Below are 23920 nucleotides of genomic sequence, written 5' to 3'. Positions count from 1 at the left end.
GGCAGCTCATTCAACTGTAGTAGTAATCCTGCCCGTTATTACGAATATACCAGCCGGTCAGCGCCATTCTTTCTTTATGTGCGGGTTTAACTTCGTGCAGAATTTGTTCCGACAGGAAACAAATAACACTGCCAGCCACCGGCTCTATCAATCTTTCCCCTTCCGGCAGATGCAGGCACAGTTGTCCCCCGTCCTGTGGATGCCAGTTCTGGTTGATATACATAATCAGCGTCACGGCCCTGCGTTTATCATTGGCAAAGCAATCATAATGCGGTTTGTAATAGGCTCCGCTGGGATAGCGGGAAAAATGCCCTTCAAAATCGTTGAGCCCCAGATAGAACTCACGATTAAGTAGCTGACGAATAGTTTCTACCAATCCCAGATAATCACGGATAGCCGGCAGCTGTTCATCCTTGTCTATCCAGCTGATGCTGTCTGAACGGATCGACTCATTAATTATGTTTTTTACCCCCTGACCGATCCCTGCTTGCAGGAAGGTACGGTTATGGCATATTTCGGCTAACTGTGACACCAGAGCGGAATCCAGTACGTTTTGCTGATAAAACCACCCCTGTTCACACAGGTGTTGAACTAACACGTCAGAATCAAGCATAGCGCCTCTGCGACGGGTAACATGGAAAGTGTCGTGATTATAGCCGGATGGCTGGGTAGCAACCATCGGATTCATTGTGACCAGGGAAGGATTTTAGAGGAAAAGTGTCAGCCTGACAGACTGGTCAGGCTGACTGTCCCCTCAGGCTCAGATATCTTTCGTTGCGCGGGCTGTCAGAGCGGCATCGGTCCGTGCCCCCTGTTTGACCAGAGCAACACGGTAATAGATACCCGCGGCCAGTGCGACGCCAATAAACCAGCTAAAATTGGCAATTTCATGCAATGCAGGAATAAAACTTATGACCAGACACAAAGCGACTGACGGGATCAGTGCCAAAATCGCTTTCGGATTAAAACCGCTCCGGTACCAATAAGCCCCTGACGGAGTAGCGTTAAACAAATCGTCGGTTTTAATCTGGCTGCGATTAATCAGATAGAAGTCACACAACAGAATGCCAAACAGTGGCCCAATGAACGAACCCAATACATCCAGCGTGTAGTGGATGAGTTCCGGAGACTGGAACAGGTTCCATGGCGTCAGAATGACAGACCCGACGGCTGCAATCATCCCGCCCATACGGAAGCTGATTTTTTGCGGTGCGCAGTTAGAAAAATCGAACGCCGGCGAGACAAAGTTTGCCACAATATTGATTCCGATAGTCGCGGTGATCATCGTGAGCAATGCGACCGCCATCGCTACCCCACTCCCCACCTGAGATACCGTTTCAATAGGGTCGGTAATCATTCTCCCAAATAATGAGTGAGTCCCGGAGACAATGACCACGGTAATGATGGAAAACAGTAAAAAGTTAAACGGCAATCCCCAGCGGTTACCACGACGGATATCCTGCATACTGCCGGCATAACGTGAGAAATCGCCAAAGTTCAGTAACGGCCCGGAGAAGTAAGAAACCACCAGAGCCACCGCAGTAATCATCTGCCAGCCCTGAGCTGCAGGAGAAAGAGATTTTTCGGAAAGCGTCAGAGAAATCCCGGAGAAACCGGTCTGTGAGATAATCCACACAGCCAGTGACAGCATAACGATATATACTGCGGGCCCCGCGATATCGATAAAACGCTTAATGGCACTCATGCCGTGCCAGAAGACCAGTGCCTGTAATACCCACATCACGGCGAAACATATCCAGCCGAGAGCTGATAAACCGAGGAAGTGGGGGGCTGTCATGGGCACCAGCGATGGCCAGAATTTCAACAGAACCAGCATCAGCGCGTTAGATGCCAGCCAGGTCTGAATACCGTACCAGGCAAACGCGATTAAGCCACGAATGATTGCCGGAATATTTGCCCCAAATACCCCAAAAGCCTGACGGCACACTACCGCATAAGGGACTCCGCTCTGCTGACTCGGCTTCGCGACCAGATTGGCAAAAACCTGCACAATGCAGATCCCTGCTAACAGGCATAACAGGACCTGCCAGCCCGCCAGGCCCAGCGCGAAGAAACTGGCGGCGACCACATACCCCCCCATACTGTGTACATCTGACATCCAGAAGGAAAAAATATTATACCAGTTCCAGTGTTGTTCCCGGACCGGCGCTAAATCATCATTAGTTAAGCGCGGACTGTAACCTGGTTTGATGAGCCCGGAATTCTGTGATTCATTTTTTGGCATAGTTGCAGCCCCTGTAGATTGCTGAATAGTATTAGACTCATAACACCCTGCAGGATCCGGACCAGTTTTCATTTTTTTGTATACAAAATTTAAAAAATGAGTATACCTAATACAGACAGTGATTCAGGAGAACACCATGTTTAGCGCCAGCCCCTATCGCGAAAACGCCGAAGTACATGAAAAAGAGCACAAAATTCGTGAAGCGTTAATGAAAGCAATCGTTGAGCATCAGTTACCGCCAGGCAGCAAACTGCCGGAGGAAGCTTTGGCTGAGGCCTTTGGTATTAGCCGCACAGGAATCAGAAAAGTACTGACATGCCTTGCTACAGTGCAAATGGTCAATATGACGCCCAAGCGTGGTGCATTCGTGGCCAACCCCGATGAGCGAGAATCACGGCATATTTTCCGTACCCGTTCACTGGTAGAACTGGCCAATTTACCGGATGTGACAACCCGGGTACGCCCTGCCGATGTGCAGGAATTGACTGAGATTATGATGCAGGAGCATCAGGCACATCATCAACGGGATGCTGCAGCGGCCATTCGCTACTCAGCGATGTTTCACATCCGGCTGCATGCCGTGGCCGACAATCCGGTGGTCAGTGACATTATCACCAACCTGACCCTGCGTTCGTCGCTGGTGATTGCCGCCTGGGGGAGCCAGTGGCAACAAGGGTGTCGTGAGTCAGAGCACCATCAATTACTGGAAGCTCTGCAGGAAAAGGATGTGCCATTGCTGGGTTCTTTATTACAGCAGCACTTTGAGAATATTGTTGGCAGCCTGAATTTCAACAATAACAAAACCCCGCCTCCGGATTTCCGGAAACTGTTTTCAGCCTAAATGCATCGGAGTAAAAATGAGTCAGCATTGTATACAATTAATCAATCCTAACACCAGCCAGTCCATGACCGAAAATATGGCCACGGCTGCCAGATCAGTGGCTTCTGCGGGTACGCGGATTCTGGCAGTGAATCCGCAGTCTGGTGTGGGTTCTATTGAAGGTCATTTTGACGAAGCCATTGCAACGGTGGGGGTGTTACAGCAGATTCATCAGGGACGTCAGCAAGGCGCTAATGGGCATATAATCGCCTGCTTCGGTGACCCGGGACTGTTAGCCGCCAGAGAACTGGCTAGTGGCCCTGTACTGGGTATTGCCGAAGCGGCGATGCATGTGGCCACCATGGTCTCTACCCGGTTTAGCATTGTGACGACTCTGCCCAGGACAGTGATCATCGCCAGACACCTGTTAAAGCAATACGGTTTTACAGAACACTGTGCCGCGATCCGGACCATCGATTTACCCGTATTATCTCTGGAAGAGAGCAGTACACTGGCGAGAGATCGGATACGCGAGCAGTGCCGTCTTGTCATGCAACAGGATAACAGTGGTGCTGTGGTTCTGGGATGTGGAGGGATGGCCGGACTGGCGGAACAACTGACCTCAGAACTGGGTATCCCGGTCATTGACGGAGTTACCGCTGCCGTGAAACTGATGGAATCACTACTTAGTCTAAGGTTAACCACCAGCAAGATTGGTGATCTGGCTTATCCGGTCGCTAAACCACTGAGTGGCATCTTCTCTGACCTTAGTCCTGTCTGAGCATCAAGTCTTACAGGTCGCGGCATGCACGGGGCAGCACTGACCGCCGTTGCATCATTGAGTTATGCCCCTTATCCTGAAAAGACTTTTGGAATCATAAAAACAACGGCTATACCGCTGTTGTTTTCCATCGCACCAGACCGGCATTACTGGTCTGCAATGAATCATGAGGATAATTATGGCTGCAACACCGGTTTCCGCCAAAGCTCTGACACTGGGCCATGGACCAGCGTTACTCGAAGTTTTCCTTGAACCGACCTGCCCTTTCTCGGTACGTGCTTTTAACAAGCTGGATGGTCTGATAAGCCTGATGGGTGAAGACCAGTTAACCGTGAAAATTTATCTGCAGTCACAACCCTGGCATATGTTTTCCGGAGTTATCACCCGTGCCATTCTGGCAGCGTTAACTCTGCCGGAGGGTAATGCTGCAGCGCTGAAAATTCTTAAAGCGGTGGGGGATCACCGCGAAGAGTTCGAGTTTACCGATCACTGCCGTGGCCCGAATATGGATGCCACGCCACAGCAGATCCTTGAACGACTGGAAAAATACAGCGGTATCAGTGTCGGTGAGCCGTTTGACAAGCCAGAACTACAACAACTGATAAAATGGCACTGTAAATATTCCCGGCAGAACGGGATTCATGTATCGCCGACCTTCATGATTAATGGACTGATTCAGGCCGATATGGGCAGTGGCGAAGAGATTAGCCAGTGGGCTGAACGTATCCGCAAAGACTAAACAGAATGCGGTAAACAGCCGGTCTGTTTACCGTAATTTTCCCCCTCCCGCCATAATGACTCCTGAAATATTTTTTATTACTTTGATGTAAATCACACTTTTGTGTTTCTTCACAAAGGCGTAAGATGAGTTTTATCACCTTATTCCTGTGTGGACATTCCCCAGATGCATCGTTAATTTAACCCATTGTTTTGTAACCCTTATAAGGGTTGCTCGCGTCATGGTGTGGCTTTTTTTGGGCTGCCTGCAACTATTTAAATAATGATTCAATAAAAAATGCATAATTCATTACTTTTTCGGCTGCGTTTTGCCTGCAAAACGACTTTTGCCCTGGTGATGGCGTTAGTTTTGAGCTTTGTTCTGCAACTGGATACCCCCAAATGGTCAATGATGACGGTGGCTATCATTGCAGCTTCTCCGGCCTTCGCCTCAGGCGGCGAGCCGATGACTGGCGTTTTAAGATTCAGGGGTTTTTTGCGACTGATAGGAACAGCGGTCGGTTCACTGGGGGCCGTAATTATTATCTGCGGATTAGCCCGCGCCCCGGTACTGATGTTGTTTGCTTGCTGTCTGTGGGCCGGATTTTTTTCCTGGCTGTTCACCGTAGTTAAACAGGAAATCTCTTACGCGTTTGGTCTGGCTGGCTATTCGGTGTTTATCATCCTTGTTACCGCCTGGCAGACCCCGCAGGCGGCACCGCAGATTGCCATCTACCGATCTCTGGAAATATCGCTTGGATTATTGTGTATTATTTTCTCAGATTTAATCTTTCTGCCACGTAGTATTAAACCGCAAATCAGACGCTTTATTGATGAAAGCCCGATGGCTTTATTTGGGCTGATGTCCTGCTGTTTTACCGCAACAACCGAGCAGGAATTCGAAGATCGTTTTAAACATATGCTGGCGGAATGCAAGAAATTTAATGCAATGCGCCAGGTCTTAAAAATGGAGTCAACACACAATAACCCGGCACTACATCAGCGTCTGAAAGGAATCAACGGACTGATGTTCCATTTATGTACCCTGACGTACGAAACCTGGCAGTATTTCCACCTGCGGCCTGAAAAACGTAGCACCAGCTGGTATATGTTATTCAGTCAGATTCCCGATACTCAGGTTACGCTGTCCCAGAAAATTCATCAGCTTACCCTGCTGATTCCTCAACTTTCCCCCGTGCAGACCCCACATGCACTCTCATCATGGATTAAGGGGCTAAAGGAGTTACGCATTCTATGTACCGGCGTCCACTCCAAAATGCCATTACATGATGTCGAAAAAGAGATCATTGGCCGTTACGAGATCAATGCCGCAGCCTCAGTACAAAAAGCTCATGCCCTGGTCAATGGATTCCGTACCTTTCTGACCGGTGCCGTAGGCTGTTGTCTGTGGTTTACCACCACCTCCAGTGCTGTCACCGGATTTCTGATTATTTCGAGTATTGTTTCTACTCTGGCAATGCGGGCCGAAAACCCACGTACAGTGGCGGTCGATTTTATCTACGGAATGATCTACATCCTTCCGATCAGTATCTTCTATTATCTGATTGTTTTGCCCGGAACTCAGCAGAGCTTCACATTGTTGATCATCTCCGTCGGTCTGCTGGTGTTTTTCTTTTCGCTTTGCGTACAGTGGAAAATGCCAGGCAGTGGTGCATCACTGATGTTTATTTTCAACTTAATTCCAATTACCAATCCGGAAACCTTTAGTTTTAATCACTACCTGGACAGTGCGTTGGGACAGATTATTGGTGCTATCGTGACTCTACTGATTATCTGGTTAATTCCTGACCTTAGTCGCAGTTCGATGTCGAATTCCCTGCTACGTAATATCCTCACCACGTCACTGCAGACTCTGACAACCAATCCCAAACGCCGTAAAGTCAGCCGCCTTAGTGCGTTGTATGATGACCTGCTACTGCTCATTACCCTCGACAGTCGCAAATTAATGCGTTACCGGCTGGCGATTAATCTGATTATTATTTACCGACGGATCACTGCATTAAACATCCCATATTTGCAAACACTGTCAGAGTTTCACCAGCAAATTCGTGAAACTGCCGAGGATTTATCCAGGCAAAAAATGGCTATTCAGCGGGAGCGTGCTTATATCAGGCTTCAGCAGTTGCTGCACGAATATCTGGGGGTGATAAATATCCTGCCAGATAATGAAAAAATAACCATGGTAGTCAATGATTTACAGAATTTACTCAGTACCTACCGTGGTGAATTAATCAGTCGCTAATCTCTTTCTGTGCTTCTGCCTGTCAGTGGTCACCGGTTTTCCACTGACACCGGCAGATACCACTCCCTACCCTTTTGTTACAGCTATCCCGCAATTAATTGTGAAATACATCACAACATTAGCTATCGGCTTTATGTAATGTGAGACACTGATTTAAAAGGCTTTTTAAATCCCTGCGGTTTTCATTATGAAAAGGGTATGCAATGTTAGTTGATTATCTGAATGACCAAAATATCCATATTTGTGACTCTGTTGCCGACTGGCAGCAAGCCATTACATTGTCGGGAGACCCTTTGTTAAAACAAGGGATCATCACCCAGCGCTATATTGATGAAATTATTGCCGAACACGGGCGCACCGGTCCCTACTATGTGCTGGCACCGGGCGTCGCCATGCCCCATAGCCGTCCTGAAAATGGCTCAGTCGGCGTAGGCCTTTCACTACTGGTGATTAAACAGGGTGTGGACTTCGGCAGCACGGACAACGACCCGGTCAAAGTCATTTTTTTCCTTGCAGCCAAAGATGCTGACAGCCATATATCACTGATCTCCTCACTGGCTGAGTTACTGGATGAAGAGGAAAATATTGATCTTCTCGCTACAGGTAACCGCGAGACTATTCTCGAAGTGATTAACCGTTATTAAACAACACAGTGACGTTATTTAAACTCCGGCCCGGCAACTTATTCCGGGCCACTTTACTTCTCAGGGGATTTGCTATGAAAATTTATGCGGTGTGTGGTCACGGTCTGGGCAGTAGTTTTATGCTGGAAAAAAATATTAAAACAGTGATGACCAAAATTGGACAGGAAGCCGAGGTCAGCCATATTGACCTCGCCTCGGTCACTAATAATTTAGCGGATATCTTTGTCGTGGGCCAGGACCTTGCTCCGGGGATTACCGGCAAAGTCGACGCGCATAAGGTTGTTGTACTGAAAAGTATTATCGCTAAAACAGAACTGGAAGAGAAACTGACTCAATGGCTGGCGGATAACGCCTGATTGCGGTTAACCATCTGAATTGTATGCCTTCGGGAGCGTAACTATGGGTTCAGTTCTCTCATTCTTTCTTGATATCCTGAAAGTACCGTCCATTCTGGTCGGTCTTATTGCACTGATTGGTTTGTGTGCACAGAAAAAAAGTATCGATTTAATTATCCAGGGCACCATTAAGACTATCCTGGGTTTTCTGGTTCTGAGCGGTGGTGCTTCCGTTCTGGTGACCACTCTTGGACCCCTGGGCGGCATGTTTGAGCATGCATTTAATGTGCAGGGGGTTATTCCGAATAATGAAGCCATAGTTTCATTGTCAATGAGTAAATACGGCGAAAGTACCGCCTATATTATGGCGTTCGGCATGGTCGCCAATATATTTCTGGCAAGATTCAGCCGGTTTAAATATATCTACCTGTCTGGCCACGTCTCCTTTTATATGGCCTGTATGCTGGCGGTTATTTTAAGCATTGCCGGTTTCAGTGGTATCTCACTGGTGATTTGTGGTTCTCTGATAATGGGCATTTTCATGGTTGCGCTACCGGCGTTGGCACAGCCATTTATGCGCAAAATCACCGGTGAAGATGATGTCGCACTGGCGCATACCGGTACTATTGGTTATGTGCTTTCAGGGGTTATCGGTAAGCTGGTCGGTAAAAATTCAGCATCCACTGAGGAAATGAATTTACCCAAAAATCTTGGTTTTCTGCGCGACAGTACCATTTCGATTTCTCTGACCATGATGGTGGTATACATCATTCTCTGCCTGTGTTCAGGCAGCAGCTACGTTGAACAGAATTTCAGTCAGGGACAGAACTTCGTTATCTTCTCGGTCATCATGGGAATTACCTTCGCGGCCGGAGTGTATATCATTCTTGCCGGGGTACGTCTGATACTGTCGGAGATTATTCCTGCATTCCAGGGTTTTTCTGAGCGACTGGTTCCTGATGCAAAACCTGCGCTGGACTGTCCGATTGTCTACCCTTACGCACCTAATGCGGTACTGATCGGTTTTGTTTCCAGTTTTGTCGGTGGTCTGGTTGGGCTGCTTATTCTGGGCAAACTGGACTGGGTATTGATTCTGCCCGGGGTCGTACCGCACTTCTTCACCGGAGCGACTGCCGGAGTATTCGGTAATGCTACCGGTGGACGGCGAGGAGCAGTAATTGGTGCGTTTGCTAACGGGCTTCTCATCACCTTTCTGCCGGCAATATTACTGCCGTTACTGGGTCAGGTCGGTCTGCAAAATACCACCTTCTCGGATTCTGACTTCGGTGTGGTAGGAATTTTGCTGGGCAACGCGATAAAATACCTGACACCCAGTGTGATTATTTCACTGCTGGCAGTTATCTACATCCTGATGATCGGCTACAACATGATTGCCAGGAAAAAAGCCTGATAAGCGCCCGGACGGGAGGCATATCCCGTCCGTTTCACCGCCGATCAAGCGGTTGTTTGCTGGTCGGAGGTGGAAAAACGCCGTTAATGGCCGCAATATCAGCCGGGGAAAGCATTATTCCACTGGCCAGAGCATTCCGCTGCGCATGTTCAGGATTACCGGTTTCCGCAATCGCCGTCATGTTTTTCTGCAACAATATCCATGCCAGAGCAATCACAGAAGCCTCTGTGCCATGTTCCATAGCAATCCGTTCCAGTACCGGTGCTCTTAGCAAGGGAGCTCCGGCCCCGCCCAGTGGAGAATAGGCCATCAGGCTGACACCCGCCTGCTGACACAACGAAATCAGCCGGTACTCAATGCCTCTGCTCTGACAATTGTAAAGCACCTGATTAATCTGGCAGTTTTCACCTCCCGGAATACTCAGTAAACACGACATATCCTGAATATCAAAATTTGAAACGCCCCACCCCCCAATCAGTCCCTCTTTTCGCAAGGCTTCCAGACTTCTCACCGCCCAGGGCAAATAGCCAGGGTACCGCCAGTGCAGCAGGTAAAAATCCAGATAGTCTGTCCTGAGCCGTTTGAGCGAGGCAAGGCACTGTCGCCTGGCAAGTAACGGGTTGGCATTCCATGGGAAAATTTTCGATATCAGACATACTTCCTCACGCCGGGTTGCCATCACTTTGCCAACCAGCCGTTCTGAGCGACCCAGCCCATACATTTCTGCGGTATCAATGGTAGTAATTCCTGAATCGATAGCCTGATGTAACGCACTTATCTCCGTTTTTTCCGGATAACGACCGCTACCCAGATGCCAGGTCCCGGCAGCCAGTGGCGAAAGATATTGCTGTTTTTTCATACTACTCCTGCGAGTAAAATCAGAATGCGCTGGGATCAGTATGTGATCAGGATCGCCTTAACTGCAAATGCCGCCACTATATATGTCAGAGAGCTCACGGGAACTGGAATTATCAGACACTCTGCACGACACTAATAATTTACCTCAGGAGTCAGACGGTGACACAACAGACCAGCCTCTTTTGTAATCAACAGACCATTTCCGGTCCGGGAAGTATCCGCCAACTCAGCCAGCTCATTGCACAACCCGCGTTGCCTACCCTGCTCTTCAGTTGCCGTTCTTTTCTGGAAAGTGAGGTCTGGCAGCAGTTACAGGAAACCCTTTCTCCCTGGATTATCGGGATAATCACGGTCAGCCATGAAGCCTCACCGCAACAACTGGATGAATGGGTGACTGACTGGCGTGGCAGAGCGGAAAGAGTGGTGGCTATTGGCGGAGGGAGTGTGCTGGATGCCGGTAAAGCCTTCAGTACACTCTGCCTGCAACCCCTTTCGACCGTCCATTACCTGGAAAAAATTGGCGATACCCCCCTGGATGGAAAACGGCTGCCGCTTATCGCCGTCCCCACCACCGCCGGTACAGGCAGTGAAGCCACCCAAAACTCGGTAGTAACAGATCAACAGCACTATCAGGTGAAGGCATCTTTGCGTCATCCCCGTCTGGTTCCGGATATTGCCATACTTGACCCGTTATTGCTCCGCCACGCGCCGGCTGCCGTGTTGACCCGCTGCGGTATCGATGCTTTTACGCATCTTTTTGAAGCCTGGCTCTCTGCAAAAAGCAGCTTTTTCAGTCGCCAGTTTTCCCTGCAGGGTATGCAGTTATTTATCGCCGCATGGCCAGATCTCGACCGTCAGGATCAGCGCGGAGATAAGGCCAGAGAGAAGATAATGATGGCCTCGTGGCTGGGCGGGCTGAGCTTATCAATGGCAGGACTCGGCGTGATTCACGGAATTGCCGGGGAAGCTGGCGCTATTATGCCGTGGCATCACGGCGAAGTGTGTGGTCGGTTACTGTTGCCGTTCCTCGCCTTATGTGCCGAAGAGCCGCATCCTGAACTGCAGGCCAGACTGACTGAACTGCATCATCACCTGTTTCCGTCACACAAAGAGGCCAGCCCGGCCAGGTTTCTGGCGGGGTGGCTGACACAAAATTCAGTTTGTGATTTCTGGCAGTCTCCTCCCTCTCTGAATCATTCACAACTGGAAAAAATACTCAGTACCTCAAACAGTAAAAACTCTTTGATCAGCTATAACCGTGAGCAAATGCTGTTTATGATTCGCGAAAGCTGGCCGGTTATCGATGAATAACCGGTTTATCAGCGCCGGAAAAATCGCAGAAAGGCGTTTCTGTGCTGTCGGTCCCGAAAAGTACTGATCAGAAACTCCAGAAGGTTAAATAATAAACAGAGCAATAATAACACCATCACATACGGCAATGCGTTTTGCCAGGGTAATCCCATCTGATTAACTCCGGCAATCGCTTTAACAGCCCATGTGGAAGGCAGTAAATCAGATAACAGACGAACACCCCATGGCATTGCCTGCACCGGCCAGATAGTCCCGGAAATATAGAATACCGGCATGGTAATAAATGACAGTGTCAGATAAACAATCTCAACCCGCCGGATACATTCGGTAAGCAGATTGCCAAGACTTATCACCGCCAGCAAAAACGGGAATGTCAGTAACAAAAGTTCAATGATAGTCGCTGTTTGCCGGTAACCGAGAACCCAGGGCCAGAGTCCGAACAGTACAACCGACAAAAATAACCAGATGGGCACCAGAGCTGAATAGGCCCCGAGTATCACCGCCAGTGACGGTTTGCCACGCGCACTGATGGTCAGATTCACACGGACACTGGCAATCAACAGGGAGTGCTGCAACAACATCACCAACAATCCGGGAAAGATGATGGCCGCAAAACTGATTCCCGGGTTAAACAGCGGTTGAGTGATCGCTCGTATCGGAGTCAATAGTACGTTGGCTTCCGGCAGGGTAAAACCGTTATTCAGCAGAATGGTACTGTTATACTCAGTCAGCATTTGCTGATAGGCGGCGATCACATCCTGTTCTATCTGCCCGTTAGCCAGTCGGTTCGTCGCATCACCAAACACAGGTATAGCCACACTGTTTCCTGCCAGCATTTTCTTCTCTAAATCAACCGGCATCACAATCACTGCAAAAAGCTTGCGCCATCCCAGATCACGCCGGGCGTGTTCGAGACTGGAATAATTAATCATGTCGATTTTTGAAGTCGCGTCCAGAGACCGGATAAGTAACCGGCTGGCAGGACTGTGGTCCATATCCACCACCGCCACCGGTAAATCCCAGACGGTTCGGTTCGCGTAAACCATACTCATAATACATAAAGATATCAGAAGGATGGCCCACATTGGCCGGGCCAGCATTCCCGAAAGTACAGTGAGAAAGGTCTGACGAAATTCATTCATACCATCGCCTCCTGCTCTCGTAACCTTGCCGGAAGCCGTTTACGGACCAGCAGGCTGACCACCACCGGATAGATCAGTAATAAAGCACAGACTTCTGCCACAGGCATAGCAGGCACCTGGCGCAAAAACAGATCAAACATGGCATACAGCGCATGAGTAAGAGGTTCAAGGTTAGAAATTAGCTGAGCCGGCCAGGGCATTGAAAGTTCCGGCACGGCCATCCCGGAGAAGGTCATGGCGATACTGACCATCAATGCCATCAGGGTATAGGCAGTGATGGCGGTACGGGTAAAAGTAAACAGGAACACTGCCAGACTTTGGGCGGCAATAATGTAAAAGAACGCCACAAAGAACATATATACCGGATTCCCAACCACCCGGGCATCAGAACTCCATACCAGCAAGGCAATCTGAGCCATCAACACCGTGGTGTACATTAGTGTGTATGGGGCCAGTTTACCCAGCAAAGATAATATAAACGAGCTCGAATAAACCAGGGGTTTACTGCGGGAAAGAACATAAATCATGCAGGTCACGACAAACAACTGCATCAGATGAATGGTGGCAGCAAACTGCTGGTAGTAAATATAACTGCCACTGGCATTAAACAGACTTTGATAGGTCAGTGAAACCTGAGGCAGTGTTGGCACGCTTTTACCGATTTTTCCGGCAATAATAGTCCGGTAGCGTGTGTTTATATCCGTCATCAGCCCCGAAAAATCCTGGGTAGAATAGAGTCCGGCGGCATAGAAAAGCGCATTGTAGTAAAACACCACCTGTGGCTGACGCCCAGCCAGTGCATCCGATTCAAAATTCGCAGGAATATACAGAATACCGTAGTCATCGGCGGTTCGTAACTTCTCCACGGCTTCAGGCAGTCCGCCTGGCCATTCCGTCAGTCTCGCATGAGGGCCGGCATCCAGTTTACGAATCAATTCACGGGATAACTCGCTGTGATCATTATCAACCACCGCAACAGGCAGATGAAGCAGAGTTCCGGCCGAGAAGTTGCTGCTCAGCAGCCAGAACAATAACAGCGGGAAACACCATGTCAGCCAGTGAATGACCGGCTTACGAAAATCGACCCGAATTTCCTTGCTGAATGCACGGCTGAAACAGCGCCAGCTGCGTTTTAGTGTTGCCACTGCCATAATGCACTCATTCCCTGTCGTAATCCTTCTACCGGTTGAACCGGCCACAAACGAACCTCAAAGGTTTTCAGGTCAAAATCCCCGGTGGCTCTGGTCGCACTTTTGGTTGAAAAATCGCCCAACGGCGCAATATAGTGCACTTTCGCTTCGATCATTTTGTTGTTTAATGCCGGCACTCTTAACCTGACGGTATCTCCCTTACGCACATCGGCAAGAATATCTTCACGCAAATTAAATACAAAGTATGCCTGCGGCAACCTGACCAGCGTCAACAATGGGCTGGAAGCTGAGAGTAACTCCCCTACCTCCGCCGGGATAGGGCCAACCTCTCCGGCCACCGGAGCTCTGACCAGCAGGTCATCGGTCTGGGCTTTCACTTCCAGCAGTTGCTGTTCAGCTTCATCCAACTGTGCTGCATAGATATCACGCTGCTCCAGCCGGTCACCGTTCAGCCCTGCATCGAGGTTTGCCCGGGCACTTTGCATAGCATGCAGCGCGGTATTGCGGCTGGTTCGTGCAGTTTCCAGATCCTGTGCCGAGATATAGCCCTTGGCGGCAATTTTCTGCTGGCGCTCATATTCATCACGGGCATTCTGATAATCAGCCGTTGCTGAAGCCAGCTCAGCCCGCAGATTACGAAGACTCTCTTCACGGGTACCATTGAGCGATAAATCAAGCTGTGCTTTCGCCTGATCGCGTGCCGCTTCAGCCGCACGAAGCTGAGCAATCAGTTCCGGGGCATCGAGTTTCATTAGCACCTGCCCTGCTTTTACATCATCCCCCCGCTCAACAAGTCGTTCGACTACGCGGCCTTTTGCTTTAGACGCGACTATTACCTCAGGAGCATCAACTTCTCCCTGTAATAACAACCCCTGATTTTGTGCTCTGAAAAAAACCGCCAGGGAAATCACCGCAATCATTAATAACACGGTGAGTATTATTTTCTTATTCATACTAACTGCTCCGGCTTACAATCTGTCTGCTCCATGACCCTTCGTGACCAGTCTGACACAAATTCAGCATAGAGCATTGATATAGATTATGCATGTGTAGTTTAGGCAAATTATTACAAACCGTTCGCTAAAACTGCTTATTTTTCAGTGCGAACACACAGACACCCCCAGCTCACTAAATAATAATTCACTTTCGCGGAGTCCGTAGTATTTTCTGAATACCAGAATAAAAATAGTGCCTTCAAATAATTTTGATTTTGACTGTCAGCAGAATATAACCCTACCGGTATTTTGGAAAATCGTAGCAATGCAAATGATTGCTTGTTGTTGGCAGACACCAGTGTGCAGGCAGCAACAGGCTTTTCGTCGGGAAAAGACATCAATAAGTCGCGACTGATCCCAGTAAAGAGCCCTAAAGTGTGATAAAGATCACACACAGTAGTCACTGCCTATCACATTGATAAGCAGTACCAGATTTAACCTTACCCCGTAGGAGGTTATCATTTGACCAGTTTAAAATACATTTATTAACTGAGGTGAGTATGTTTTCATTAAACCGTTTTAACAGTAAAGAACTGGCGCTGGCTTATGTTTCCGCACAGAAAGAACGTCTCACTCCGGCAGAATTCCTGAGTGCTGTGACGGCAGCCGAACTGTCATTTAACCGGTTACTTAATTCATCACAGTTACCAGAAAAACAACCTCAGCCCGCTTTCTCTTTTGAAAGCTAAGCTTTAATGACAGCGGCGTATTTGCTTAACTCCGCCGGAAAATAAGTGAGTTACAGTCTCAGCAGACACGGAAGTGAATGGTGTACAGTTGTTCAACGCCCGGATAAATTCGTCCAATCACCTGGCGAAGTTGCTGTTCTGTCATATTTTCCTGGCGGGCATGTTCGGTGGCCAACTCCGACTGGCGGACCGGAGTCACACTCACCACTTCCAGCGTAGCGAAATATTCTCCGTCATCTTCGTAGCCGGCTCTGAGACGTTGCCCCGGCCTGAAACCGGATTCTTTCTCATCCCGCAGAGTAATCGTTTTTTTACCTGCTAAAATATCCGGCGCAAAATGCCGGTAAAATGTAATATCGACGCTCATTTTTTACCTTTTGTACTCTGTCTGAAAGCGGTGGGTACCCAACGGCACCCAACACCATCCTGTTTGAGGGAGATTACCACCCCTTAACCGCCCCGCCATTAAAGATAGTCTCTGCCGCGGCGGCTACTTCCGGCGACTGGTACGCCTTGATAAATGTCTTCACATTTTCTGCATCTTTGTTATCTTCGCGGGTGGCGATAATATTTACATAAGGTGAATTTTTATCTTCAATAAAGATCCCATCACGGGTTGGAGATAGTCCGGTTTGCTGAATGTAAGTCGTACTAATAATGGCTACCGTGACTTTTGGATCATCCAGTACCCTGGGTAACTGTGCCCCTTCCATCTCTATAATGTTCAGATTCAGCGGATTATTGATAATATCGGGTAATGTGGGTAACAGTCCGGTACCTTCCCGCAAGGTAATCAGCTTTTCTTTTTGCAGCAATAACAGCGCTCTGCCAAGATTGGTTGGATCATTAGGTATCGCAATAGTGTCACCACTTTTTAACTCTGTAACATGATGAATTTTTCGTGAATAACCAGCCATCGGAAATACAAAGGTATTCGCCACAGCCACCAGGTGGTAACCGCGGGCCTTATTATCCTGCTCCAGGAAAGGCCGATGCTGGAACACATTGGCATCCAGCTCTTTATGAGCGGTGGGGTCATTAGGGAGTAACGAACCACTAAAACCTACCAGCTCGACGTGCAAACCATATTTTTTCAGCGCAACCTGTTTAGCTACTTCAGCCACATCCTGTTCCGCACCGTTGATAACACCCACTTTAATATGGTGACTGTCTTCAGACGATTTATCACATCCGGAAAGCAGACAACTACTAAGGATGAGTAATGCCGGAAACAACAACTTTATAAATTTCTTCACCTGAACTCCCCGGGTCATTTCATAATGTAAGTTTTTCTTATGATGACATAACCCACAGACAGGAAGAAGCTGTTAATCCGCTAATTTTCAATAATAAAACCTGATATTCTCCCGCTGAAACAACTAAAAATCTCAGCCTGACTGAGCAGCTCAGGGGGTCTCCTCATGGAATAACCACTGTCTGAAATCTCTGATTTCATCCAGGCTGATGGTATGTCCCATGCCAGGATAGGTTTTAAACGTCACAGAAGGAGTCAATGAGGTTAACCTTTTGACCGCCTGCTGAGCACTTTTCAGCGGAATCCTTTGATCGGCTTCCCCATGACCCACAAATACCTGTAACTGTTTAGCTGCTGCCAGGGGAACTGACGACGGATCAAAACCGGCCGGTAATCGCCCGCTGAAAACTGCCGCACCATGAAATAATTGCGGATGAGTCAGAGCCACCGCATAAGTCATCACAGCTCCCTGGCTGAAGCCCCCCAGATAGGTGTGGCTGGGCGGAATATGATACTGATGTTGGAGAGTAGTGACTGTTTTAACGACCGCTTCATCACTTTGTGCCACATCATTCACTTGCTGCTGTTCACTCCCGTTACTCCGATACCACTGATAACTGTCACCGGCGACCGGCAATGGTGCACGTAATGACACCACCAGCATGTTACCAGGGACAATGACCGGAAAATCATTGAAATCCTGCTCATTGGCCCCATAGCCATGCATCATGACCAACATGGAGGGATGTTGGTCGGGTACTGCGGCGGGCATAAACAAATAACTGAGCTCAGCAGCCCCTGCAAAAGGCGCCGTCAGCAAGGCGCTACAAATACTCAACGCTGCCAGTGATTTTTTCACCAGATTACCTCACTACTTATCATCATTAATGACCCTATTCAACGTCACCGGATAACTGCCACTGGCCCTGAGAACTGCTCCAGCGGACAGCCGGGAACAAAGCTAACCGGATATTGAAAACAAAATAAAAAGGCATATAAAGACTGATATTATTTTTCGCCAGTGGCTCCATCTCCACTAACACTCTTTCCAGTTCACGTAACACATCTCCACCGGGTAGCTCGTGAATATTTTTTAACCGCCGCTTCAGATACAGGCTGATTTCATGAAACAATGGATCGGTCTTTACTCCCGCCTGCTGCAATATCTGGTAATAACGCCCGTAAAAATCGAATAAATTAGCCCCCAGCCATAGTTCAGTGATCAGATTATTTTCCATGGTCATACTAATCACGGGATCGACAACATTACGGGGCAGAATAATATTAATCCGATCCAGCATCCGTTGAATAAATTGTTGACGTTGCAACAATGTAGATTTCTGCAGACGGATATCCCCCAGTAACTGAAGCAACTCACGCAACCCTGCCCTCAGAGCCCTTCTCGCAATCCATGAAGGTCGTTTGTTACGAATTAACAGCGTTATCACCAGAGAAAGGACAATTCCGACGGTGGTGGAAATTGCAGCATTAACCGTGGCATAAGTATCCGGTGCGTAGTCGTGGCTGAAACCGATATATCCTGGTAACTGGGTAGCAATAATCAGACCAATAAAATTAGTTGTCGGGTTAGCGATAATTAGCCCCATAAAAATCAGAGCCGGTGACAGACAAATGATTAACGCTTCAAAAGTTATCGCCCGCGGAATAATGACCATTGAATAAAAAATACTGATCGCTATAGCAATGATCACACCTTTCATAAAAATGCGCATTCCGCCGATGGGACTATCGTGGGTCGCAAAAAATGAGCAGGTTACCGCTGCGAACATCGCCGCGTTAGAACCACTGCTCCAGCCAGTACCTATCCACAGCAGGCAACAGACAAAGGTGGCAACAAAAACAGTAAACGAGGACAATGCGGCCATGCCTTCATCGACATATTTTTTCCGGTGCATCACTTCAGGTTTACCACGACGCCGTTTCAACTGAGACAGTCTGACTTCCACACCATGATACGCGGTCAGAATACGGACAAAGTTTTGCAGTCGTTCAATCAGTCCGGTAAATAACAAACTTTGCTCTGTGCCCAGTTCATTATTCAAAAATCGCTGCTGAATAATTTCCTGTGTCTCTTCAAGATGGCGGGTGACGGACTCGCTACTCTCGTCGGCTGAATCATTCAGCCATGCCAGGAAGCGTGTAACACTTTGATGTACCACGTCAGGTAACTGAATATTTTCCGCTGCCAGTAATTTCAGGCGCTTTTCGATAGCGGTCAGCGTGGGTACCAGATAAGAGAGGTGCTGATACTGGGCCGACACCAGACGAACCAGACGCTGGACCTGATTAGCTTCATAGGCACAGTGGGTCATCAGAACTTCAACATTCAGCGGGTAATTCGCCATCTGTACCAGGATCTGATCCCTTTCCGGAGTATCTGCTGACTGCTGCTGAGTCAGCAAGGAACCACACACTTTTTTAGCCTGCAGATACCAGTTATTGACGCTGTTTTCCAGCAACGAACGCATACTGACCGGAAAAATCAATACATGGACCAGGCTACTGATAATGATACCTACAGCGACCTCTTCTATTCTTGAAATCACGGTATAGCTAATATCGGAAGGTGTAGTCACATCAGGAAAGCCCATGATCGCTGCGCTGTAACCTGCCAGCATAAAAATATAACTCTTCGGAGTCCGGTCATGTAAGGATAAATAGAGGCACAGGGCTACCCAGCCTGACACCGCCAGACTAAACATCATGGGATACATCACGGTGGAAGGATAAATCAGGAAAATAAACATTCCACCGAGTACCGTTCCCGCCAGCCTGAAAAGAGATTTGGACACCGTAGAGGCTGTATAAATTTGTGAAACTACGTACACCGTCGTCAGAGACCAGGTCGGTTTTTCCAGATTAAGCTTCATTGCCAGGTAAAAGGCGAGAAAAGCAGCAAGTGTCGTTTTTAACGAAAAAATAAACGCACTTTTTGTTAAAAAATTCATAGGACTCAGTAGATTGAGAATTAATTTCTGATCTGAGGCTTGAGTATAATACACCGCCAGATTCGGGCACGATAAAAATTGTAACAACCCTAATGTGATTTGACTGTAACCACTCACGGTGTAAATGATTCACATACGATGTCCTGTCACCCCGGCTCATTCAGACATAATTTCACAGTTTTACCCGCACTTCAGCACTGATAAAAATCAGATCACCTACGGTGAGTTTTAAGGCAATATATTTCTCATCACAATTCGGATTGTTTAATTATTTATGGAAATAAAACTGAATTAATTTTCCGCAAACGTGGTTTAATTAATTTTATTTTTATAAAGATATAATCAATGATTTTATTGACTGGTATTACCCATTAATTATGTCCACTTCTTTTTTATGACACATTTTAGTACAGATAATATTTTCATCCGCAACAGTGGTACTGCCACACCTCCCATCACAGAACAACAACCACCACAATTATAAAATATATTTATCAGTTGGTTACATTAAATCCTTGTCAGGATTAATCCTGCTAACTCATCTTTTTCTCACAATTCCAGCGTTTTATCCTGTCTTACCGCTGCTCAATCATAGAATCACAATGACATGTTAATAGTGTTATTTTTACATTGTGAAATCTCCGGAAATTATTTCAGCCCTTACTAACTGATAGGATGTTATGGAAAGGTAAAATAATTTTAAAAACTATTCGAGTAATGTCCGGAGTCATCCATGAAATGCGCTTATTTATCTTTAGTGATAAGTACGCTGTTGTGTGGCGTTTTTTCGCCTGCCTCTCAGGCTGAAACACCCGCGTCAGCAGCGACTCTGCTTGCACAAGGAAAGTATTTATCTGTGGCTGCAGACTGTAGTGCCTGCCATGACAGTCCCGATCATCATGTCATGGCTGGCGGAAACAGTATTAACTCGCCATTGGGGAAAATTGTTGCCAGTAATATTACCCCGTCAAAGCACTATGGGATTGGCAACTACACCGAACAGCAATTTTCTGATGCTGTGCGCAAAGGAATAAATGCTCAGGGGCAAAACCTTTACCCTGCCATGCCTTATACTTCCTATAGCCTGCTGACTGACAGCGATATCCACGCGTTGTATTACTATTTTATGCACGGAGTGACTGCGGTCGATCGCGCCGCCGGAACGACAGAGTTGCCCTTTCCTTTCAACCTCCGCTTCAGCATGAAACTCTGGAATGCCCTGTATGCGGACAACCAGCCGTTTCATCCGTCATCCTCGCAAACTGATCAGATTAACAGGGGAAATTATCTGATTTATGGATTAGCGCATTGTGATACCTGTCATACGCCACGTAATGCCCTGATGGCGGAAAAATCAGATCAGCCACTGGCAGGGGGATCGCTCGGCCAGTGGTATGCCCCTGATATTACGTCAGATAAACTGTCAGGAATCGGAAACTGGAGCGATCAGCAACTTTACCAGTATCTGAAGACCGGTCATGTTGCCGGCAAAGCCCAGGCCGCCGGGCCAATGGCAGAAGCTATTGAACACAGTCTGCAGTACTTGTCTGACGATGACCTGCATGCGATTGTTGCCAGCCTCAGACAAACCAGACCGGGTCATACCGCCTCTGCCGATCGGGCTGACCAGGGCAGAATAATCTCCAACGAAAACAGTATCCGTGGCAGCAAGGTTGCCAGCGGAGAGCCTGTTTCCGGCCCGCTGGCGGGTGCAATTCTCTACTCAGGTAACTGCGCCGCCTGTCACACACCTTCCGGAGCCGGTTCCTACAGCCAGTATTATCCGTCACTGGTACACAACACCACCACCGGCAGTGCTGACCCAACTAACCTGATTGCCACTCTGTTGTTTGGCGTCCATCGTACCGTTGGCCAACAAACAGTCACTATGCCAGCCTTTGGGCCACAAGGTTACCCTGATCAGCTCAGCTTTAAGGAGATTGCCACGCTGGCCAGCTATGTTCGGCAGAATTACGGAGCCGGTGGTCAACCTGTTACCGAACAGCAGGTAGAACAGGTGTATCAGGGTGGGCCAAAACCACTCATCGGCTGGCTGGCCGACGCAAGAATACAGGCAGCGGTCGTCGTAATTCTGCTGTTATTAGCCGTTCTGATTTTCACTGTATGGCGCAGAGGGAGGAAAGTATGAAACCCATGGATAATTTTTCGGCAGATCGCCGTAAGCTGATTAAATCATTATCGCTACTGACCGTGTTTTCAGTCAGTGGCCTGCGTCTGGTAGCCTGCCCTGCATTTGCCGGGGGATTACCTGCCAGCGCAGATTTTCATGAGTTTTCAGCCTTTGTCATCGGCCGTCCGGTGGATCCGGTTTTGTCAGGCCGTTACTTTGCAGCATTACAGGCGGCCGATGGACATTTTATCGGACAACTTAATCAGGCAATGGCTGCCAGTGCACCGTTCCGTAGCCACGGCATCGATGCGATGCTGGCATCGCTTTCGCACGACAGTGAAATCTTTAACACCCTCAAAAAAATCACCTCTGCCTGGTACCTGGGAATCGTCGGTGAAGGTGCCTCAGCGACCCTGATCGCCTTTCATGATGCTTTGATGTTTCAGCCAACCCGCGAATACGTATTTGTGCCGGGCTATGGCGGCGGCCCCGACAGTTGGGTCACGCGAAAACATCCCGATGTCCTCAGTGAAGAAACCTCTCAGGAACAGCAAAATGGCTAATACAACTTTAGATTTCGACTACGTTATCGTTGGCTCCGGCGTTACCGGAGCGCTGATTGCCTGGCAACTTTCCCGTCACGGCAAGCGGGTCTGTATGATTGAGGCGGGCGACTATGTTTCACGCTGGAAGGCAATAGAACATTACCGCAGTTTACCGGATAAAAGCATCGCCAATAATTCACCTTACCCGAATCTGGAGTGGGCACCGAATCCAATTGGCGGACATTATCTTGAACAAAAAGGACCGGTGAAGTACGCCACAACCTATATTCGCATGGTCGGAGGGACCACCTGGCACTGGGATTCTGCCACCTGGCGCTTGTTACCCTCAGACTTTGAACTTAAAACCCGCTACGGCGTAGGTCGTGACTGGCCGATTGGCTACGAGGATCTGGAACCCTGGTATCAGAAAGCCGAAGAAGAACTTGGGGTTAATGGCTGGGATACTGAAGACCAGAGTGGCCGGGGCAAAGATCATTATCCGCCCCGCTCTCAGCCTTATCCTACTCCCGGTCATCCGTTCAGTTGGGGCCAGCAGATGGTTGCCGGTAAACTCGAAGCTGCGGGTTACTCCGCCATTCATGAACCCAATGCCAGACTTTCAGTCGCAACGGCTGAACGTCCGGCCTGTGCCGGAAATAATACCTGCGACCCGATTTGTCCAATCGGCGCCAAGTACACCGCGGATTTCCATGTACGGAAAGCCCTCGATCATGGCTGTACATTGTTGTCTAATTCGGTGGTTTATCGTGTCGAAGCTGCGGACGATGGAAAAATTACTGCCGTCCATTTCCGCCGGCCGGATAAATCGACGGGAACAGTCAATGGCAAGATGTTTGTGATTGCGGCTAACGCGATAGAGACGCCTAAATTACTGCTGATGTCAGTTTCGGAGCGCTATCCTCAGGGTATTGCTAATACCTCGGGCCAGGTTGGACGAAATCTGATGGACCACACAGGGTTGGGCTTTAATCTGGTGACCGAAGATGAAGTCTGGCCAGGGACCGGACCGAATGCTCTGCTGGTGATGCTTAATGCCCGTGAAGGCCAGTTCAGAAGCGAAAGAGCGTCTTATAAAACTAAATTTCGTAATACCGCGGTAAATTTTGCTGTCACCCAGTCCCTGATTAATCAGGGAATTATGGGCAATGAACTCTACAGGCAAATTAAATATCAGTCAGCCCGCCAGTTATCTGTTGCCGTTGATCTGGAAACATTACCTAACCCTCAGAACCGCATTATCCCAAGTCAGGACCGGACAGACAGCCTGGGTATCCCTGTCCCGGAAATCCACTACGATGTGGACGATTACTGGAACAAGGGGCGAGATGCAGCCATCGCCGATGTGCAAAATATCGCAAAAATTCTGAATGCAAAGATTGTGGCAACCGATACCAATAAACAAAACCGCGAGCATATCCTGGGAACCATGATTATGGGCAACTCACCCGCCGATTCAGTGGTGGACCAAAATTGCCGGACTCATGATCACCCCAATTTGTATATTGCCGGGACCAGTGTATTCCCTGCTGTCGGCTGTGTTAATCCTACCCTGACAGGCGCCGCTCTGGCGTTACGTATTGCCGACACTTTATTAAAAGACCCTGTAAGTTAACTTCCGTCATCCTGGCTCAGTAACC

Annotated in this window: 22 protein-coding genes; 12 read left to right on the top strand and 10 right to left on the bottom strand. The window is 48.4% G+C overall.

The genetic code is table 11. The annotated features are described in order from the left end of the window. Positions 1-10 precede the first annotated feature (10 nt). Both B3Z23_RS17995 and B3Z23_RS17990 read right to left on the bottom strand, forming a co-directional pair. On the bottom strand, positions 11-613 hold the full coding sequence (locus B3Z23_RS17995) for a 2OG-Fe(II) oxygenase (protein ID WP_294912662.1): 603 nt from the start codon (positions 611-613) through the stop codon (positions 11-13). Positions 614-760: 147 nt separating this feature from the next. Then, positions 761-2245 carry an NCS1 family nucleobase:cation symporter-1 gene (locus B3Z23_RS17990; RefSeq protein ID WP_294912661.1) on the bottom strand — a complete coding sequence of 495 codons (1485 nt, stop codon included), beginning with the start codon at positions 2243-2245 and terminating at the stop codon, positions 761-763. A gap of 136 nt (positions 2246-2381) precedes the next feature. Between B3Z23_RS17990 and B3Z23_RS17985 the strand changes: the two genes are divergently transcribed. From B3Z23_RS17985 to B3Z23_RS17955, 7 genes are all read left to right on the top strand, one after another. Then, the gene (locus tag B3Z23_RS17985) at positions 2382-3086 is read left to right on the top strand and encodes a GntR family transcriptional regulator (protein WP_294912659.1); all 705 of its coding nucleotides are present in this window, start codon (positions 2382-2384) and stop codon (positions 3084-3086) included. Positions 3087-3102: 16 nt separating this feature from the next. Further along, positions 3103-3846 (top strand): aspartate/glutamate racemase family protein, encoded by a 744-nt coding sequence (locus B3Z23_RS17980; RefSeq protein WP_294912658.1) that lies wholly within the window; start codon positions 3103-3105, stop codon positions 3844-3846. A 178-nt stretch (positions 3847-4024) separates the two neighbouring features. After that, on the top strand, positions 4025-4585 hold the full coding sequence (locus B3Z23_RS17975) for a DsbA family protein (protein WP_294912657.1): 561 nt from the start codon (positions 4025-4027) through the stop codon (positions 4583-4585). A gap of 276 nt (positions 4586-4861) precedes the next feature. Next, a complete protein-coding gene (locus B3Z23_RS17970; RefSeq protein WP_294912656.1) occupies positions 4862-6826 on the top strand; it encodes an FUSC family protein in 1965 nt (654 codons plus the stop codon). A gap of 203 nt (positions 6827-7029) precedes the next feature. Next, positions 7030-7470: a PTS sugar transporter subunit IIA gene (locus B3Z23_RS17965; protein WP_038019967.1), complete on the top strand. Its 441-nt coding sequence runs from the start codon at positions 7030-7032 to the stop codon at positions 7468-7470. Between the two features lie 74 nt (positions 7471-7544). Continuing rightward, positions 7545-7826, top strand: a complete 282-nt coding sequence (locus B3Z23_RS17960) for a PTS sugar transporter subunit IIB (protein WP_294912655.1) — start codon at positions 7545-7547, stop codon at positions 7824-7826. A gap of 43 nt (positions 7827-7869) precedes the next feature. After that, positions 7870-9216, top strand: a complete 1347-nt coding sequence (locus B3Z23_RS17955) for a PTS ascorbate transporter subunit IIC (protein ID WP_294912654.1) — start codon at positions 7870-7872, stop codon at positions 9214-9216. A 34-nt stretch (positions 9217-9250) separates the two neighbouring features. Here B3Z23_RS17955 and B3Z23_RS17950 read toward each other — a convergent pair whose 3' ends face one another. Further along, on the bottom strand, positions 9251-10075 hold the full coding sequence (locus tag B3Z23_RS17950) for an aldo/keto reductase (protein ID WP_294912653.1): 825 nt from the start codon (positions 10073-10075) through the stop codon (positions 9251-9253). 158 nt (positions 10076-10233) lie between these two features. Here B3Z23_RS17950 and B3Z23_RS17945 point away from each other — a divergent pair, with 158 nt between their 5' ends. Next, entirely contained in the window at positions 10234-11385 is a 1152-nt protein-coding gene (locus B3Z23_RS17945; protein ID WP_294912650.1) for an iron-containing alcohol dehydrogenase, read from the top strand. 8 nt (positions 11386-11393) lie between these two features. Here the strand turns inward: B3Z23_RS17945 and B3Z23_RS17940 are convergent, their stop codons facing one another. From B3Z23_RS17940 to B3Z23_RS17930, 3 genes are read right to left on the bottom strand one after another with little or no spacing between them, the layout of a single operon-like run. Next, positions 11394-12527 carry an ABC transporter permease gene (locus B3Z23_RS17940; RefSeq protein ID WP_294912647.1) on the bottom strand — a complete coding sequence of 378 codons (1134 nt, stop codon included), beginning with the start codon at positions 12525-12527 and terminating at the stop codon, positions 11394-11396. After that, positions 12524-13678, bottom strand: coding sequence for an ABC transporter permease (locus tag B3Z23_RS17935; RefSeq protein ID WP_294912645.1), 1155 nt, complete (start codon positions 13676-13678; stop codon positions 12524-12526). Before B3Z23_RS17935 ends, B3Z23_RS17940 begins: the two co-directional genes overlap by 4 nt. Further along, positions 13660-14631, bottom strand: a complete 972-nt coding sequence (locus B3Z23_RS17930; protein WP_038019959.1) for an HlyD family secretion protein — start codon at positions 14629-14631, stop codon at positions 13660-13662. Before B3Z23_RS17930 ends, B3Z23_RS17935 begins: the two co-directional genes overlap by 19 nt. Before the next feature lie 542 nt (positions 14632-15173). Between B3Z23_RS17930 and B3Z23_RS17925 the strand changes: the two genes are divergently transcribed. Next, on the top strand, positions 15174-15362 hold the full coding sequence (locus B3Z23_RS17925; RefSeq protein ID WP_294912641.1) for a hypothetical protein: 189 nt from the start codon (positions 15174-15176) through the stop codon (positions 15360-15362). A gap of 58 nt (positions 15363-15420) precedes the next feature. Here B3Z23_RS17925 and yqfB read toward each other — a convergent pair whose 3' ends face one another. The 4 genes from yqfB to B3Z23_RS17905 form a co-directional block, all read right to left on the bottom strand. Further along, positions 15421-15729 carry a N(4)-acetylcytidine aminohydrolase gene (yqfB, locus tag B3Z23_RS17920; protein ID WP_294912639.1) on the bottom strand — a complete coding sequence of 103 codons (309 nt, stop codon included), beginning with the start codon at positions 15727-15729 and terminating at the stop codon, positions 15421-15423. Positions 15730-15802: 73 nt separating this feature from the next. After that, entirely contained in the window at positions 15803-16618 is an 816-nt protein-coding gene (nlpA, locus tag B3Z23_RS17915; protein ID WP_414716512.1) for a lipoprotein NlpA, read from the bottom strand. A 150-nt stretch (positions 16619-16768) separates the two neighbouring features. Next, complete coding sequence (locus B3Z23_RS17910; protein WP_294912636.1) at positions 16769-17476, bottom strand: alpha/beta hydrolase; 708 nt, start codon at positions 17474-17476, stop codon at positions 16769-16771. 34 nt (positions 17477-17510) lie between these two features. Then, complete coding sequence (locus B3Z23_RS17905; RefSeq protein WP_294912635.1) at positions 17511-19586, bottom strand: FUSC family protein; 2076 nt, start codon at positions 19584-19586, stop codon at positions 17511-17513. Between the two features lie 733 nt (positions 19587-20319). Between B3Z23_RS17905 and B3Z23_RS17900 the strand changes: the two genes are divergently transcribed. Genes B3Z23_RS17900 through B3Z23_RS17890 form a run of 3 tightly spaced genes read left to right on the top strand, consistent with a single transcriptional unit; the run spans position 20320 to position 23895 of the window. Then, the gene (locus tag B3Z23_RS17900; RefSeq protein WP_294912633.1) at positions 20320-21735 is read left to right on the top strand and encodes a c-type cytochrome; all 1416 of its coding nucleotides are present in this window, start codon (positions 20320-20322) and stop codon (positions 21733-21735) included. Further along, positions 21732-22280 (top strand): sugar dehydrogenase complex small subunit, encoded by a 549-nt coding sequence (locus B3Z23_RS17895; protein WP_294912631.1) that lies wholly within the window; start codon positions 21732-21734, stop codon positions 22278-22280. The genes B3Z23_RS17900 and B3Z23_RS17895 overlap by 4 nt, the downstream gene beginning before the upstream one ends. Beyond that, complete coding sequence (locus tag B3Z23_RS17890; RefSeq protein WP_294912629.1) at positions 22273-23895, top strand: GMC family oxidoreductase; 1623 nt, start codon at positions 22273-22275, stop codon at positions 23893-23895. Before B3Z23_RS17895 ends, B3Z23_RS17890 begins: the two co-directional genes overlap by 8 nt. Positions 23896-23920: the final 25 nt, after the last annotated feature.

Source organism: Tatumella sp. UBA2305 (assembly GCF_002345795.1).
Lineage (GTDB): Bacteria > Pseudomonadota > Gammaproteobacteria > Enterobacterales > Enterobacteriaceae > Tatumella > Tatumella morbirosei.
The sequence above is the reverse complement of the archived record's forward strand: the minus strand, read 5'-3'. Positions and strand labels throughout refer to the sequence as shown.